We start from the raw sequence: 16,624 nt of genomic DNA on the forward strand, positions 1-16,624 counted from the left end.
AGGCGTAGTTGATACTCTCGCGATGCTCTAGAAAAATCTCTCTATCGTGTAATTGGAAAAATCGCCGCGAAATACACCGAAGCTGTATTCCAAAGGTAGATTGTCAGAAAGATAAGTAAAGGTCTTGACCTGTAAGCAAGGTGAGCCTTCCTTAATCCCAAGGAGCTTTTTTGCGACTTTGTCCGCAAGAATGGGTTTAAGTTGTTCAACGGAACGATGAGCTTTAAGCTGATATTTTGTTTCGAGAAATTCAAATAGTGAACCGTCGTTGTAATCATTCACTAGACCGGGTGCCAGATTCCATGAAATATAGGTTCTCTCGTATATTAGCGGTTCTCCATCCGCATATCGAACTCGTAACAATTGATTAATTGGAGAGTTAAGAGGGACTTGTAAAAACTCGTTCAAGGGTGCCTCGGCAGGAATAACCTTCGCCTCGATAATTTTACTCGTCGGTTCTTTGCCTTGCATCATGATATCTTCGGAAAAGCTTCTTGTCTGGATAAGGTGAAGCTCTTTGCGCTTAACGAATGTGCCTTTACCTTGAATACGTTCGAGTATGCCTTGCATTTCAAGCTCGCTGAGTGCGAGTCGTATCGTTGTTCGGCTTGCGGAATATAAGTTGCACAGGTCGGCTTCTGTCGGCAATCTTTCACCAACGGTATACGTACCGGATTGAATTTGTTTAAGTAGCTGCTCTTTAATATTAAAGTATAAGGAGTTTCCTGTTCTCTTTGTCATTACAAATTTCCTCCGTTTTCAATGTGAATCTATTATATCACATATATTATTTGGCTTAAAACGATTAAAAGGTAGTGACAAATAAAAAAATTGAAATCTAAATTGTGGGATTAATCATTACCTTTAACAGTGGCCAAAAAGGAGATGAATTCGATCTCCGACCTGTAACTATGAAAGGAGTATCCTTAAATTATAAATTAAGTCCAGCTCATTGGGAATCCATTTCTAATTACTTGATAAAATAGTTAGAGTTTTACAATGGTACAATTTTTGTTTTACATTTGTAGTAATGAATATTATAATCAACGTATTGGTAATAACAAATATTGAGAATTGATATTGGAATACGACAACCTACTGTGATCGACTTGAAGGGAGTTAGCTCATGAGATATTTTGCGGGAGTGGATGGGGGAGGCAGTAAAACATTTTCACTTGTTGTTGACGAAGAGGGAAATGTGCTCGGATCCGGTTTGTCGCAATGCGGTAATCATCAGATTATCGGTGCGGAAGCAGCGGTAGCCAACATGCGTGACTCGTTGCATACAGCACTTCAGCAAGCAGGATTAAAGGAGGAGCAATTGAGTTTTGTTCAATTCGGTCTTGCTGGTGCAGACAGACCTTTCGATATGAAGAGGCTTTATCCGGAAGTTTCGCGACAGATGAACTTGCAGCAAGTGGATATCGTATGCGATACGATGGAGGGCTTGCGTGTAGGTAGTTCATCCAATACGGGAGTCGTACTTGTTTGCGGTAGCAATACGAATGCGGCTGGAAGAAACGAAGAGGGTCTAACCTTGCAGGTTGGTGGATTTAATGATTTGTTTGGCGATCGAGCAGGTGGCTATCATCTCGCTTTTCAAGCTTTCAGTAGATCAATCCGTTGTTGGGATGGCCGGGAGCCGAGTAGCTTACTCGTTGCGAGAATACCTTCAGCACTTGGCTTTGATAGCATGGAAGCGATGATTGAACGCTGTCTAGATGACGAAATTACCGAAGCTCCGCTGCAGCTGTCTTACGTTGTGCATGAGGCGGCTCAAGAAGGCGATTGGTTATCAATAGAGCTACTTACCAACATGGGCCGAGAGCTTGGACTGGCCGCGGCAGCAGTTATTCGAAATCTGGGTGGCTTTAGCTGTCAGTCTGTTCCGGTTGTATTGACAGGAAGTATTCTGCAATCCGGAAGGAGCACAGCTCTGCTTGAAGCATTGAAGAAGGAAGTTGCGGCGGTCCATGCTTCATGTACATTTGTGATTCCAAGTCTTGTTCCCGTATTCGGGTCCGTTATGCTCGCTATGGATCATCTGGGAATTACCGTTACAGAAGAAATTAGAGAAAAATTTACGAACTTTGGAGGATAAAGAAATGCAAAAAGATAGATTGAAAATTGCGGTCATCGGTGGAGGTTCTTCCTATACGCCAGAGTTAATCGATGGATTGATTCGTTATTATGATCAATTTCCTGTGACAGAGCTGATCTTAGTCGATATTGAGCAAGGTGCGGATAAGTTAAGAATTATCGGAGATTTGGCGCAACGAATGATTACTGCCAGTGGCAAGCCGATCAAGCTTCATACGACTATGGATCGTCGTGAAGCGATTAGAGGGGCAGATTTTGTTACCACTCAAATTCGTGTAGGCATGCTGGATGCGCGTTCGCGTGATGAAAAGATACCTTTATCATATGGTTTGATTGGACAAGAAACGACTGGCGCAGGTGGATTTGCCAAAGCGCTTCGGACGATTCCGGTCATTCTAGACATTTGCCGTGAAATCGAGGAGCTGGCGCCAGATGCATTCTTAATTAACTTTACAAATCCGGCAGGCTTGGTGACGGAGGCAGTCAACAAGCACACCAAGGTGAAATCCGTTGGCTTGTGCAATTTACCAATCGATACCAAAATGCAAATCGCGGAGCTCTATGACGTTAATCAAGAGGATCTGTTCATCGAAATGGTCGGGATTAACCATCTTAACTGGACAACGAAGGTTGTCATTGATGGGAAAGATCAAACAGAGGACTTTCTTAAAAAAATCGCAGGAGCAAGTGGGTTTTCGATGAAAAACATCCCTGACTTGGAATGGGATTCGCAATTTATATCATCCGTCGGAGCATTGCCGTGTGCTTATCATCGCTACTACTACATGAAGGATGAAATGTTCCGCGAGATGAACTCTAAATTCCAGGAAACAGGAAAAACGAGAGCGGATGATGTAAAGGAAGTAGAGGCGGAGCTGTTCGAGCTTTACAAAAAGCCTGAGCTCGTGTCTAAGCCTCCCCAACTTGAAAAGCGTGGAGGCGCCTATTACTCTGAAGCTGCTGTACAATTGATGAAATCGATCTACAACGATAGCGGAGATATTCAAGTTGTGAACGTTCGCAATGGAGGGATTATCTCATGCCTGCCAGATGAGGTATCTATTGAAGTTAACTGTGTCATTAAATCGGATGGACCACATCCGATCTCGCTAAGTAAAGCTCTGCCGCCTCAAATTAGAGGACTGCTGCAAATTGTAAAAGCTTATGAAGAATTAACCGTACAAGCTGCTGTATTCGGTGATTACAATGCAGCTCTGCAGGCGCTCACAATCCATCCACTCATTGGAGATGAGCAGCTCGCCAAATCGTTACTAAGTGAAATTCTTGTGCAGAACGAAGCTTATCTACCTCAATTCAAAAATGCTTAAACAGCCGGGACTCTATACAAAGGAAGGACCACAACCACGTCAATTGAGACGTGGTTGTTTGCTGAGCAAACGTTCCAACCATGTGGAGTGAGAATAGAATTCAGCCACTCGCAATCCATCCCTGTCACGAGAATGTAAGAAGTGGGGAGTATAATTCAGACTGTAGTTACAATTTGCAGGATGGAGTGGATCACGATGAGTATATTGCGAACAGTTGATCTTAGAAAGCTATACGGCAAGGAGCCCAATCAGGTTAAGGCGCTGGATGGCGTTAATATAGAGATTAATGAGGGTGAGTTTGCAGCTATCGTAGGTACTTCGGGGAGTGGGAAATCCACGTTGTTGCACATGCTAGGCGGTCTAGATCGCGCGACTAGTGGACAGGTTGTCGTAGATGGGAAGTCTATATTCGATATGAATGACGATGAGTTAACGGTATTCAGACGGAGGAAAATCGGGTTTGTTTTTCAACATTACAACCTCGTTCCCATTCTGAATGTATATGAGAATATTGTGCTACCGATTGAGCTGGACGGAAATACAGTCGATAAAACGTATGTGGAGCATATTGTGAAAACGTTAGGTTTGACAGAGAAGCTGGATAGCTTGCCAAGTCACTTGTCCGGTGGGCAGCAACAAAGGGTGGCTATTGCTAGGGCGCTTGCCACGAAACCCTCCATTATTCTCGCGGACGAGCCTACGGGTAACTTGGATAGTCGGACAAGTCAGGAAGTCATTGGGCTACTCAAAGTAACGAGCAAGCAATTCAATCAGACGATGGTGATTATTACACATAGCGAAGAAATTGCTCAACTTGCCGATACGATCATCCGCATTGGTGATGGTAAGGTTGTTGGGGGGAAACAGCCATGATGTTTCCTAATTCGAATAAAGGCATCATTAAGAAAATGATTCGAAGTAGCTTGAAGGCAAACCGAACAAGGAACCGTTATGTTATTTTGGCTGTCATTTTAACGACTTGGCTGCTAACGTCGGTTTTCACTCTTGGGATGAGCTTTATGAAAACCTACGAGATGCAACAGGTAAGAATGATCGGTACGACAGCGGATGCAGCACTATTCAATCCATCACAGGAACAGATTACACGGTTGAAACAGCTACCGTATGTGAGCGATGTAGGACTCGATACACAAGTCGCGCAGGTAATCCCAACGCAAGAGATGGGTGATCTAGAAGTTACTATGCACTCATACGATGAGTCTGAATGGGACAATATGAGGGCGCCTCTCTTAGGCAACAAGATCAATGCTTACCCTGAGAAGCGCAATGAAGTGATCGTCCCAACCTGGATATTGGACAAGCTTGAGATCACAGAGCCGACAGTCGGGATGACTTTGCCTCTAACGTATCGAAGTGAAGCGGGGGAGAACAAGGAAACCTTCACTCTAAGCGGGTGGTATACCGATTATTCTCAGCTTCGTTCTGGTAACTCTGGTGTTATTATTGTATCTCGTGAATTTGCGGAGTCTGTGGGCGCAGCCTCTAGCGACAAGGGTCCAGTAGCAGTGGCATCCATTGCATTCAAGGGTGGAAGCAGCATAGATCAAAGGATGAACCAGCTGGAACAGGAATTAAAGCCGAATGAGGATCAGAATCTGGTTAGCTATTCAACGATAGAAGATCAAAACAGCTCTAAAATGACAACTATGATGGGGATCGCCGGCATTATCGTATTTGTCATGTTTAGTGGATATTTGCTCATCTACAATGTGCTCTATATATCCGTAGCTACGGATACTAAATTTTACGGGCTGTTAAAGACGATTGGGATGACGAGAAAACAAGTGATAAGAATGGTGAATGGCCAAGCTGTGCGGTTGGCGTGGATTGGAATACCCCTAGGACTTGCAGCAGGTGTGATCACATCATTAGTTGCGGTACCGATGGCGATTGAAGCCTTCACTCTGGATACGGAAGTTGAAATTTCTTTTCATCCCATCATTTATGTGGGAGCGGCGTTGTTCGCCTGGCTGACGACAATGGCTGGATGCAGGAAGCCAGCCCGAATTGCAGCGAAGATTTCCCCCGTAGAAGCTGCGAAGTATGTGAGAACGACAACGAAAAAGAGTAGACATGGCTCGAAGCTATATCGCATGGCATTACGTAACATGTTTCGAGATAAGAAGCGGGCTTTAACCGTATTCCTGTCGCTGTTCATAGGCCTCACTACTTTTCTGACGATCAATACACTTGTTCTAAGCATGAATACGGACAATTTTATATCTAGCTATGTGGATAATGATTTTGAATTGATTAATAAGACGGTCGATTTTGGCTATCAAGGGGAGCAAAAACAGAAAATAACGGAGGAGATGGCCGAGGCTGTTCAGCAACTGAGCGGGGTTTCGGACGTCAGAAATACCTATATCGATAGGGGAGGAAGTCTCAATTATACACCTGAAGTATTTGGAAAATTCGTCGATGATATCGTTATGAGATACAGTATGGAACGCCCCACTGACGAGCAATTGAAGGATTCGGGTATGTTTTGGTCAGTGCTAATTGGGATCGATACCAAATATGTAACTGAACTAAATAAAAGTCTTAAAACACCCATAGATGTAGAAAGATTCGAGAAAGGTGAAATTGCCCTACTGAGCGCAAGCGAAGAGGTTTTTAACAGGGGGGATCGATTCCAGTTAAACTTTAAGGAGGGTGGCGTTGACCGAGAGCTTGAGATAGGCGGCTTTGTAAGCCCACAATTCCAGGTTTCGTTCGGCGGGATGGCACCTAATGTATACGTCAGTCATAACGCTATGAAGCAAATCATTAAAGATCCGATTCTGTATAAAATGAACATTCAGGCTGATAAAAGTGAGCATGAGCGAATTCAGGAGCAATTGGAGGCCTTGATTGCAGGTGATCGTGAGATTGAGCTGACATCAAAGCTGCAATGGGCGGAGAAAATGGAGTCTACCAAAATCATCTTCTTCATTCTAGGTGGCGCCATTACGCTGATTCTTGCCGCCATCGGTATTCTCAACTTCATTAGTACGATGTTTACGAGTGTTGTGGTGCGTAAGCAGGAGTTTGCAGTGATGGAAAGCATCGGCATGACGAAGCGCCAATTGCGGAAAATGCTACTGCTCGAAGGAACAGGATATGCGGTCATATCCACTTTGCTGATTACTACGATTGGAACTCTGATTAGCTATGGCGCTTACTATGTGTTTAGCCAGGAGGCTGATTATGCGATCTATACTTTTCCGACTCTTCCTTTGCTGATCGCGCTTGTGTTAGTGTTCGCAGCTTGCCTAAGTGTGCCGATTATCGCTTATAATAGATCGAAGAAGATGAGTATCGTGGAACGGTTGAGAGAAGCGAGTTAAAGCGAACTATTGGGCTAGTAATAGGTTGAAGGATAAAGGGAGGTGGACATCATGGCTAGGATTCTCATTGTCGAAGATGATCGGTTATTGAACGAGGGGCTTTCTTATGCACTTGGGAATGAAAATTACGATATTGTATCTTCATTCTCGAGTGCAGAGGGTCTGATTGCATTTCGGAGCCATGACGTTCACCTCATTATCCTTGATATTAATCTACCCGACAGAAGCGGAATTGAGTTGTGTAAGGAAATTCGCCAAGTCTCGGATGTCCCCATTCTATTCCTGACGGCCAAAGATACGGAGCAGGACATGATAGAGGGCTTCGAATCAGGAGCGGATGATTATATGGCCAAGCCTTTCAGTATGGCGGTGTTAAGTCAGCGTCTGAAGGCGATTTTGCGCAGAGGGGGTGGAGAGGACAATCCCCAGCTATTTTCCGATAAGGATTTGACCGTCCACTATGATAAGATGAAGGTGTACAAGCATAACCAAGAGGTTAAGCTAACGACTACGGAATTCAAGCTTCTATCTATCCTTACCCGGAATAATAAAATGGTGATGACCAGACAGATGATACTTGAGAAGCTATGGGACTTGGATGGGATTTTCGTGGATGAGAATACATTAAGCGTCAATATCAAGAGATTACGTCATAAAATCGAAGACGATCCGAAACAAAACGTCTATATTAAGACCGTTTTTGGAATCGGCTACACCTGGGGGAGTGAAGGTTGAGAAGCTCCTTTACTCGGATTATCCTCATTAGCTCGACGCTGTATGCTATTGCATGCGGCTTATTTATTTTTTTCCTAATTCAATATGAGGCTAGTCGGACCGTAATCGTGACATCGGTTCTTTTTGCTGTGGCAGCAGCTGGGATTTTTACAGGTTTTATGTTGGCTATTCGGAACCAAATGTCCTCCATCCTATCTAAGCTCTCACTGACCATTCAATCCATTATTGATAGGCAAGACAGAGAAATGTTCTCCGTTGCAGAGGATAATATGCTGTCCAAGCTACAGGAGCAAGTGCTTAAGCTATCGGGTATTCTAAGGATGCAGAAGCAGCGGTATAAAGTGGAGAGCGAGGAAGTGAAATCACTCATTTCCGATATTGCCCACCAGTTGAAAACACCGCTAGCCAATCTGACCATCTATAATGGCTTGCTAATGGACAGTGGATTAACTGCGGACAAGCGTCAGGAGTTTACTCGGATTCTGCGTAGTCAGACGGAAAAGCTGACGTGGCTGATGGATAATTTGATCAAGATGTCTCGGCTAGAGAGTGGCATTATTAAGATCCAGACGGAGAAGCATGATATAGGCAACACGGTATTTGCCGCGATCAAGCAAGTGTATCCTCACGCTGAGATGAAGAACGTAGAAATACAGTTTAGCGGTGAGCAGAGCGTTGAGCTGCAGCATGATGTGAAATGGACCGGCGAAGCTATCGTGAATGTGCTGGACAATGCGGTGAAATATGCGGGGGAAGCGGGATTAGTCAAAGTCTCGATCCAGAAAAATGAGATGTTCGCGAGAATCGATATTGAAGATAACGGGAGGGGCATTCCTGAGCATGAATTGAGCCAGATTTTTAAGCGGTTCTATCGCGGAGCCGATGTAATTGATAATCAAGGAGTGGGAATTGGTCTATATTTGGCCAGAAAAATCATTACGGAGCAAGGTGGCTACATGAGGGTTAGCTCTGAATGGGGCAAAGGGAGTTTGTTTTCGATTTTTATTCCTGTGTGAACAGGATAGAAGGATCAGAAATTGATCCTACACTGCCGAAATCGTTACGGCAACGTGTGCGGAAGAGGCAGCGGACCATTTCACAATGGGTGCAGCCTTTAACAGCACTCGTTTTTTTTTTTTTTTTTGTTCATTTCCCAGCAAGCAATAACCTCTAATTATTTGATCTCATGTCCAAAAAATGTAATTTTGTCATATGACAAAGTGATGACAACGGTCACTACCGGGTTAGAACGGTATTTATTATACTATTGGGACAACTCATTAATTGTCGATTTATGGGTGATAAAATAAAGATAACCTAAGGAGAAATAACATGCGAATAACAAAGAGTTTGGGAACGAGATTATCAACACGCAATTTATTCATTTTTTCCGTATTAGCTTTAATAATTTTAAGTGGGTGTGTAGGTAATAAAAGCTTGGTAAGATTTAATTTTAATAGTGATATGTTAAGTGGTTCAGAGCATTTATATGTGAGATATTCTGATGGGACTGTGTACCAAGTTCCTGAAGCTTCTGGTGCGACTGTCGTACAGGCCCATACCGACATCACTAAAACAATAGTAGGCGGCTATGTGAGCGATGGCATTAGAAGCTGGGTTCCGAATTACACTTACGCTATGGGGGATAATGTGGATGTAAGTGGGATTACAGTACAAAAACCTGCGTTCGCTGCGGATCATGCTGAACAATGGGGTGAACCGACACCTGTTCCTGATCGTCCGGGTTTTGTGAAAGTAACTTATAAGGTTTATAGTGCAAATGATGAGCCGGTGAACGGGCGCGCAGAAATATTCGCTTATTCCACAGATCCAAACCTGACTTTTTACAACACAGACGCCTTAGATCAGCAGGGGGGGGGTCATACGCGTATTGATACTGTAAAAGGAGGCTTCTCGTCCTATACAGACAGCGGGTTAGTCACATTTGTTATCCAATCCAGTGTGAGTGAAATCTCGACACTTCCTATTTCTTTATATTCAGGTCCCAAATTAATTTGGACTAATCCAAATAATCCTCTAAACAGCATCGAAAAAGCAGCAGTAACAATCGCTTCGCCAGTATTAGGTGTTTCACCGCAGAATACAGCAACGGTCGAAACAGCAACGGCACATATTGGATACACCGTAACAAATGTAACTTGGAATGAAGCCTTAACCGCAAATGGCAAGTTTAAGGCGGGTCAAGCCTATTCAGCTACCGTTGTACTAACATCAAAGAATTCAAAACAATTTCAAGCAGGAGCATTCACTCCAACAGTAGTCAATTCAGCCACTGTAGGAACGACTACGACATCGGCACCGGGTGAAGGAAACTCCGTTACCTTTACGGTAACTTTCCCACCAACGGATGCGTTAAAACTAGTCAGCATCGCCGTAGGTGCCCAGCCAACGAAGATGTTCTATGCTGAAGCTGTTAATGATAGATTAGCGCTTGATGGCATGACAGTAATAGAAACGTATAATGACGGTTCAATAGGAACGGTAACGTTTGCATCTGGAACAGCCGCAGGTTATACAACAAGCCCTGCGAATGGGGAACAGTTGACAATCGAAGATCATGATGAAACTGCAGTGGAAATTACGCATACTGAATCAGGTTACACAGCAACAACGAGTGATTTATCAGTAACTACAGCATCAACGAATGCTACACTGACTTCCACAATAGGAACAGTCAGCACAGGTGGCACAGCAAATGAAACGATTACGAACATACCCTACGGAACAACGTTAGCAGCGTTGAAGACAGCAATAACGCCAGCACCAGATGCAACAGTAGAAGTGTACAAAGCAGATGGAACAACTGTAGCTACAGCATTAACAACAGGTAATAAGGTCATTGTTACTGCGCAAGATGGAGTAACGAAGGTGACTTATACCGTGACTGTGAACGCAGCATCAGCGAATGCTACGCTGACCTCCACAATAGGAACAGTCAGCACAGGCGGCACAGCGAATGAAACGATTACGAACATACCCTACGGAACAACGTTAGCAGCGTTGAAGACAGCAATAACGCCAGCACCAGATGCAACAGTAGAAGTGTACAAAGCAGATGGAACAACTGTAGCTACAGCATTAACAACAGGTAATAAGGTCATTGTTACTGCGCAGGATGGAGTAACGAAGGTGACTTATACCGTGGCTGTAGAATTAAGCTCTGTTGCAACAATGACTTCCACAATAGGAACAGTCAGCACAGGTGGCACAGCAAATGAAACGATTACGAACATACCCTACGGAACAACGTTAGCAGCGTTGAAGGCAGTAATAACGCCAGCACCAGATGCAACAGTAGAAGTGTACGAAGCAGATGGAACAACTGTAGCTACAGTATTAACAACAGGTAATAAGGTCATTGTTACTGCGCAGGATGGAGTAACGAAGGTGACTTATAGCGTGGCTGTAGAATTAAGCTCTGTTGCAACAATGACTTCCACAATAGGAACAGTCAGCACGGGTGGCACAGCGAATGAAACAATTACGAACATACCCTACGGAACAACGTTAGCAGCGTTGAAGGCAGCAATAACGCCAGCACCAGATGCAACAGTAGAAGTGTACGAAGCAGATGGAACAACTATAGCTACAGCATTAGCAACAGGTAATAAGGTCATTGTTACTGCGCAGGATGGAGTAACGACGGTGACTTATACCGTGGCTGTGAAGGTAGCATTAAGTACATCTGCTACGCTGACTTCCACAATAGGAACAGTCAGTATTGGTGGCACAGCGAATGAAACGATTACGAACATACCCTACGGAACAACGTTAGCAGTGTTGAAGGCAGCCATAACGCCAGCACCAGATGCAACAGTAGAAGTGTACGAAGCAGATGGAACAACTGTAGCTACAGCATTAGCAACAGGTAATAAGGTCATTGTTACTGCGCAGGATGGAGTAACGAAGGTGACTTATACCGTGACTGTGAAAGCGGCATCCTCTGGCGGCGGCGGCGGCGGCGGTGTTTCTTCAACTCCTACGGATGGCAAATTAACGCTTCCTACAGGTCAATCGGGCCAAGTTAGCTTAGGAGATGCAGTTACGGTCACTATTCCGACAGGTGCTTCAAGTAAAGAACTGAAATTAACGATAGCCAAATTACTAGATACGCAAAACCTGCTAAAGAATAATCAAGTTCTAGCAAGCTCAATCTACGAGATTCTGAAGAATTTCCCAGAAAACTTCAATAAGCCGGTTACACTGACCTTTGTTTTTGATCCAACAAGCGTCAAAAAAGATCAAAGACCAGCTATATTCTACTATGACGAAGTGAAGAAGGTATGGTTGGAAGTTACGAGCGGCAAGATCAACGGAAATCGGATTAGCGTAGAGGTTGATCACTTCACGAAGTTTGCGGTATTCGTAGTAGATCCAACGGTGGTCGTACCTGAACCAGAACAACCAAAAGACACCACTTCAGAGGTTAAGTTTAGTGATATCGCTAAACATTGGGCGGAAGCCAGTATTAAACAAGCGGTATACGGCGGCATCGTCAAAGGTTATACGGACGGAACATTCAAACCAAACGCTACAGTGACTCGCGCTGAATTCGCGGTAATGCTGATGAATGTGTTGAAGCTGCAAGGGAATGGAGCAAAGCTGACTTTCACAGATAACGCGAAGATCGGAGCATGGGCGCAGAATGCTGTTGCTCAAGCGGTACAAGCAGGCATTATTAAAGGCAATCAGGACGGAAGCTTCCGTCCGAATGCAGAGGTTACCCGTGCCGAGATGGCAGTGATGATTGCGAGTGCGTTGGGACAACCTATCGAAGCAAATACCGCAACGGGCTTCGCTGATGATAAGGATATTCCAGCTTGGGCGAAGGGTAGCGTTGCGATCGTGAAGCAAGCCAGCATTGTACAAGGGAAAAGCGGCAACAAATTCTCCCCTCAAGACAATGCGACAAGAGCAGAAGCTATAACTGTACTGTTGAAAATGCTGGAGCAAATGAACAAGTAATATAACGATAAACACACAAAGTTAGTATAGGAGCGAGACTCGAAGAACTTTCGATTTCGACTTTATTAGAACAGAAACCCAACAATCCGTGCCATAAAACGCACAATTGTTGGGTTTTTTATCTTTTGTTCGAAAACCAACCTTTGTTGGGTTCCATTTCATGTTTGGATTAGCACGACCCTCTCAATCGCGACAGCATCTTCGACAATTGCGGCATCGATTCGTCCAGAGTTTAATTCCTGAATCGATATTTGCATGTAACGATTCCACGTATTCTCGCTCAAATAATGACACTATGGCTCTACGTCCCTTTAGCAAAAAAAAGCTCCGCTTCGTTATCAGTAAAGCACATCTAAATGATTGTCTTCTGCTAAACAAGCCGACCGGGTGTTGCTCTTACGGACATCTGATCCGTTATTCAACCCGAAACACCCGAATCACGCGCATATTTCTTCATCTTCAGCGGTCACTATCCAACTATTTAATGTCACGTATTCGTAATGGACGTCACTTCCGTCTATGTGTCGCTTCAGATACAATAGGAAGTAGCCATCAAATATTGTAGCTGGGATTGGAGTCGTTCTAATGTATCGCAATTTAGAGGATTGTCTAGTTGACTTAGAGAAGAATGGACAGCTGGTTCGGATTAAGGAAGAAGTTGATCCCTATCTCGAGATGGCTGCGATTCATATGAAGGTTTATGAGGCAGGCGGCCCTGCATTATTATTTGAAAATGTAAAAGGCTCGAAATTTCGAGCGGTTTCTAATATTTTCGGCACGGTAGAACGGAGTAAGTTTATTTTTCGGAGTACATGGGAAGCCGTGCAGGGGGTAATGGCTGCGCGTAATGATCCAATGAAAGCCTTAAAGAGTCCGTTGAAAAATATAGGAACAGGATTGGCAGCTTGGAAAGCTCTGCCACACAAGCAACAAGGGAGCAGCTTAGCGGTTGCCGCACATGAAATCCAAATATCGGATCTTCCGCTTATTCAGAGCTGGCCGATGGATGGAGGAGCTTTTATCACCTTGCCACAAGTGTATACGGAAGATGCGGACAAGCCGGGAATTATGAACTCCAATCTGGGGATGTACCGTGTTCAACTAGATGGTAATGAATATGAAATGAATAAAGAAATCGGTGTGCATTATCAGATTCACAGAGGCATCGGCGTTCACCAGGACAAGACGAACAAGCTCGGAGTTCCTCTGAAGGTCAGCTGTTTTGTAGGTGGACCTCCAGCGCATACATTGGCGGCTGTCATGCCTTTACCAGAGGGTTTAAGTGAAATGACCGTTGCAGGTATGCTGTCCGGGCACCGTTTTAACTATAGTTATGTCGATGGATTCTGCATTAGCAACGATGCTGATTTTGTCATTACTGGAGAGATTCATCCGGGAGAGACTAAGCCGGAGGGACCATTCGGTGATCATCTGGGCTATTATAGCTTGACTCATCCTTTCCCAGTCATGAAAGTACATAAAGTGTACGCTAAGCCTAATGCGATATGGCCATTTACAGTTGTAGGTCGACCTCCACAAGAGGATACTGCATTCGGCGATCTTATTCATGAGTTAACAGGGGATGCCATCAGACAAGAAATCCCTGGCGTGAAAGAGGTCCATGCTGTCGATGCTGCTGGCGTGCATCCGTTGCTTTTTGCTATTGGGAGCGAACGTTACACCCCGTACCAACAAATCAAGCAACCGGCTGAGCTACTCACGATCGCCAATCGGATTCTAGGAACGGGACAGCTGAGCTTGGCCAAATATGTATTCATTACGGCAGAAGAGCAGCAACCCATTAGTACGCATCATGAGGTGGAGTTCCTAACTTACATTATGGAACGTATTGATCTTCGTCGAGATATTCATTTTTATACGAATACGACGATTGATACCCTTGATTATTCAGGTACGGGGCTAAATACAGGTAGCAAAGTTGTGTTCGCAGCCTGTGGGGAGAAGAAGAGGGAATTGTGCAAAGAGGTTCCTGAGGAGTTAAAGCAAATACGAGGCTTTGAAAATGCTCGTTTGGTGATGCCGGGTGTTGTCGCCATTCAGGGGCCTCAATTTGTAGACTACGCTGGAGCTGAGCAGGATTTGCAAGGCTTATGCAACGCGATCCAAGAGAAGGGACTGATCCCCTCATGCCCGATGATCATCTTGGCTGATGATAGTGATTTTATCAGTGCGACGATCAAAAATTTCCTATGGGCGACATTCACGCGAAGCAATCCGTCACATGATATCTATGGTGTGAACAGTCGTTTCGAGAATAAGCACTGGGGCTGTGATAACTTCATTATTGATGCCCGCATCAAGCCTCACCAAGCACCACCATTAATTGCAGATCCAACTGTGGAGAAAAATATCGAGAGATTATTTGTCCAAGGAGCTAGCTTGGGTGGTTTGAAGGGGCTGTAAGTGTAAATCGTGTGATTTTGTTCTACTTAAAAGAAGTTAGATCATCCTTTAACGGTTGACCTAACTTCTTTATTATTTATAGACTCGCGCTAAGCGTGATTGCGTTGGCAACAGCCCAGTTTCCTACCGGTGTCACTTCATAGTCAACACCAGCGGCGAGCTTCGCGTTATTCTGCAGTTCGAATACGCCAACCGCACCTTGGCGGGTTTGTACCTTATATTGCGCGGTCAACGTCGTACCGTCAGAGCCTTTCAGTTGAACGGAACGGTAAGCGAACAGCTCATCCCCAGGATCTGCGGATAGCGTAACGTTAACTGTTTCCGCATCCACTTTCGATACAGATGCAATTGTCAGTGGATTAATCGATTGAGCTACGAAAGTATTGTTCTCAAGCTCGAACCAATCTGCAGATACGGTATATTTTACGCCCGGCGTAAGTGTGGTTCCCGCAGGGAGACGGAATTTCGGCTCCTGCTTGCCATCCGTCGATTGGGTGTAGCCGACATAATTGACTGTGATCGGTGCTCCACCTTCAGGAGTTAGTGTAGCTTGTCTTGTTGCTAAGGATGAGATGACTTGCATCTTCTGCCCATTAAACATATTATTCTCATCGAGAATCATTGCATTAGCACCACGGCCTCCTGCATAAGCGGAGATCAGGTAACCATAATCCACAACGCCGTCTGTGCGGAACGAATCCACTTCGAAGGTATCAGAAGTAACTTGGCGAACGTCTTGGAGTTGGATTTTCTCAGTGCTTGCCGCTACGGAATGAGTCTTCAAGCCTTTATAGTTAGTTGTATAGGTGGTGCCCGCTGTCATCGTTTGAACAGGGACGATATAAGTCGCGATTGCTCCGGTCTTCAGACGCGGCTGATTGACGAGCTTCAGATCATGGTCGAATGCAAAGTTAGCATTTGCTACTACTGTTGTCTCATCATCTAGAGTAAGAGGCGCAGTGAACGCCACTTCGAAGGTAATTTGATTCAATGCTTTAATAGATAGGATCTCAGCGGATGCTGAACGAACAGCTTTCTGGGACAGCGTGATAAGTTGAGCTGTTTGTCCGCGAGTCATTTTACTATTCCCTAGCTTCAAGCCTTCCATCCAATATTGAACGGATTTAACATCACGTTGCAGGGCTTTTGCGATCATTGGCGCCACATCAACGCCTTCTGCGGGCTTGTTCGGTTGGAACTTATCCGCACTATCGATGACGCCGTTAGCAACTGCTGTGTCAATATAAGAGGAGTACCATTTGTCATTCTTGCTTTCATCATGTTGAGTTGAATCGCTTGGATCAAGCTTGAGCGCGATTACGATCATTTTGATGAGCTCCGCATTCGTTACATTTTTTTCTATCATCAGCTTGCCGTTGCCGTACCCTTGAATCACGCCTTGGTTCACTAGTTGTTGAACAGCTTGCTCAGCCTGTTGATTGAAATTCGCGACTGCCGCCTTTTGAACGTTGGCTACCGATGTTAACGATGAAGCCTGTGCTTGGAATGGAAGCAATGCGCCTCCGCTTATTAGTGCTGATAGAGCTACAATGGCTGCATTCCGATTTACCTTTTTCATTACTTATCTTCCTCTCACTTCAAAGTGGTGTTTCTATGATGAATTCATCATAAACGACCACTCTAAACAAGCTTCAAAGGAAGTATAAACTTTTTATAAACAGAGTGATAAATTTCTTCGAA

10 protein-coding genes are annotated in these 16,624 nt (G+C 44.5%); 8 read left to right on the forward strand and 2 right to left on the reverse strand.

Annotation, left to right across the window (positions count from 1 at the left end):
- Nucleotides 1–27: 27 nt before the first annotated feature.
- Nucleotides 28–741: a GntR family transcriptional regulator gene (locus M1K58_RS22000; protein WP_256761039.1), complete on the reverse strand. Its 714-nt coding sequence runs from the start codon at nucleotides 739–741 to the stop codon at nucleotides 28–30.
- A gap of 385 nt (nucleotides 742–1,126) precedes the next feature.
- On the opposite strand from M1K58_RS22000, the gene M1K58_RS22005 reads away from it, so the two are divergent.
- The 8 genes from M1K58_RS22005 (at nucleotide 1,127) to M1K58_RS22040 (ending at nucleotide 14,923) form a co-directional block, all read left to right on the forward strand.
- Entirely contained in the window at nucleotides 1,127–2,101 is a 975-nt protein-coding gene (locus M1K58_RS22005; RefSeq protein WP_256761040.1) for an N-acetylglucosamine kinase, read from the forward strand.
- Nucleotides 2,102–2,105: 4 nt separating this feature from the next.
- On the forward strand, nucleotides 2,106–3,428 hold the full coding sequence (locus M1K58_RS22010; protein WP_256761041.1) for a 6-phospho-beta-glucosidase: 1,323 nt from the start codon (nucleotides 2,106–2,108) through the stop codon (nucleotides 3,426–3,428).
- A gap of 195 nt (nucleotides 3,429–3,623) precedes the next feature.
- Complete coding sequence (locus M1K58_RS22015) at nucleotides 3,624–4,301, forward strand: ABC transporter ATP-binding protein (RefSeq protein ID WP_256761042.1); 678 nt, start codon at nucleotides 3,624–3,626, stop codon at nucleotides 4,299–4,301.
- On the forward strand, nucleotides 4,298–6,778 hold the full coding sequence (locus tag M1K58_RS22020) for an ABC transporter permease (protein ID WP_256761043.1): 2,481 nt from the start codon (nucleotides 4,298–4,300) through the stop codon (nucleotides 6,776–6,778). The genes M1K58_RS22015 and M1K58_RS22020 overlap by 4 nt, the downstream gene beginning before the upstream one ends.
- 51 nt (nucleotides 6,779–6,829) lie before the next feature.
- A complete protein-coding gene (locus M1K58_RS22025; RefSeq protein WP_256761044.1) occupies nucleotides 6,830–7,513 on the forward strand; it encodes a response regulator transcription factor in 684 nt (227 codons plus the stop codon).
- Complete coding sequence (locus tag M1K58_RS22030; RefSeq protein ID WP_256761045.1) at nucleotides 7,510–8,529, forward strand: sensor histidine kinase; 1,020 nt, start codon at nucleotides 7,510–7,512, stop codon at nucleotides 8,527–8,529. Before M1K58_RS22025 ends, M1K58_RS22030 begins: the two co-directional genes overlap by 4 nt.
- 421 nt (nucleotides 8,530–8,950) lie before the next feature.
- On the forward strand, nucleotides 8,951–12,499 hold the full coding sequence (locus tag M1K58_RS22035; protein WP_256761046.1) for an S-layer homology domain-containing protein: 3,549 nt from the start codon (nucleotides 8,951–8,953) through the stop codon (nucleotides 12,497–12,499).
- A 585-nt stretch (nucleotides 12,500–13,084) separates the two neighbouring features.
- On the forward strand, nucleotides 13,085–14,923 hold the full coding sequence (locus tag M1K58_RS22040; RefSeq protein WP_256761047.1) for a UbiD family decarboxylase: 1,839 nt from the start codon (nucleotides 13,085–13,087) through the stop codon (nucleotides 14,921–14,923).
- Between the two features lie 76 nt (nucleotides 14,924–14,999).
- On the opposite strand, the gene M1K58_RS22045 is transcribed toward M1K58_RS22040, so the two are convergent.
- Nucleotides 15,000–16,502: an S-layer homology domain-containing protein gene (locus tag M1K58_RS22045; protein WP_256761048.1), complete on the reverse strand. Its 1,503-nt coding sequence runs from the start codon at nucleotides 16,500–16,502 to the stop codon at nucleotides 15,000–15,002.
- Between the last annotated feature and the right edge of the window lie 122 nt (nucleotides 16,503–16,624).

Origin of the sequence: Cohnella sp. WQ 127256, assembly GCF_024519285.1 — a bacterium.
Taxonomy (GTDB): Bacteria; Bacillota; Bacilli; order Paenibacillales; family Paenibacillaceae; genus Cohnella.

Excerpts from the sequence above, each read along its gene's own strand:
- M1K58_RS22000 (WP_256761039.1), bottom strand. The coding sequence starts at position 741 with ATGACAAAGAGAACAGGAAACTCCTTATACTTTAATATTAAAGAGCAG.
- M1K58_RS22005 (WP_256761040.1), top strand. The coding sequence starts at position 1,127 with ATGAGATATTTTGCGGGAGTGGATGGGGGAGGCAGTAAAACATTTTCA.
- M1K58_RS22010 (WP_256761041.1), top strand. The coding sequence starts at position 2,106 with ATGCAAAAAGATAGATTGAAAATTGCGGTCATCGGTGGAGGTTCTTCC.
- M1K58_RS22015 (WP_256761042.1), top strand. The coding sequence starts at position 3,624 with ATGAGTATATTGCGAACAGTTGATCTTAGAAAGCTATACGGCAAGGAG.
- M1K58_RS22020 (WP_256761043.1), top strand. The coding sequence starts at position 4,298 with ATGATGTTTCCTAATTCGAATAAAGGCATCATTAAGAAAATGATTCGA.
- M1K58_RS22025 (WP_256761044.1), top strand. The coding sequence starts at position 6,830 with ATGGCTAGGATTCTCATTGTCGAAGATGATCGGTTATTGAACGAGGGG.
- M1K58_RS22040 (WP_256761047.1), top strand. The coding sequence starts at position 13,085 with ATGTATCGCAATTTAGAGGATTGTCTAGTTGACTTAGAGAAGAATGGA.
- M1K58_RS22045 (WP_256761048.1), bottom strand. The coding sequence starts at position 16,502 with ATGAAAAAGGTAAATCGGAATGCAGCCATTGTAGCTCTATCAGCACTA.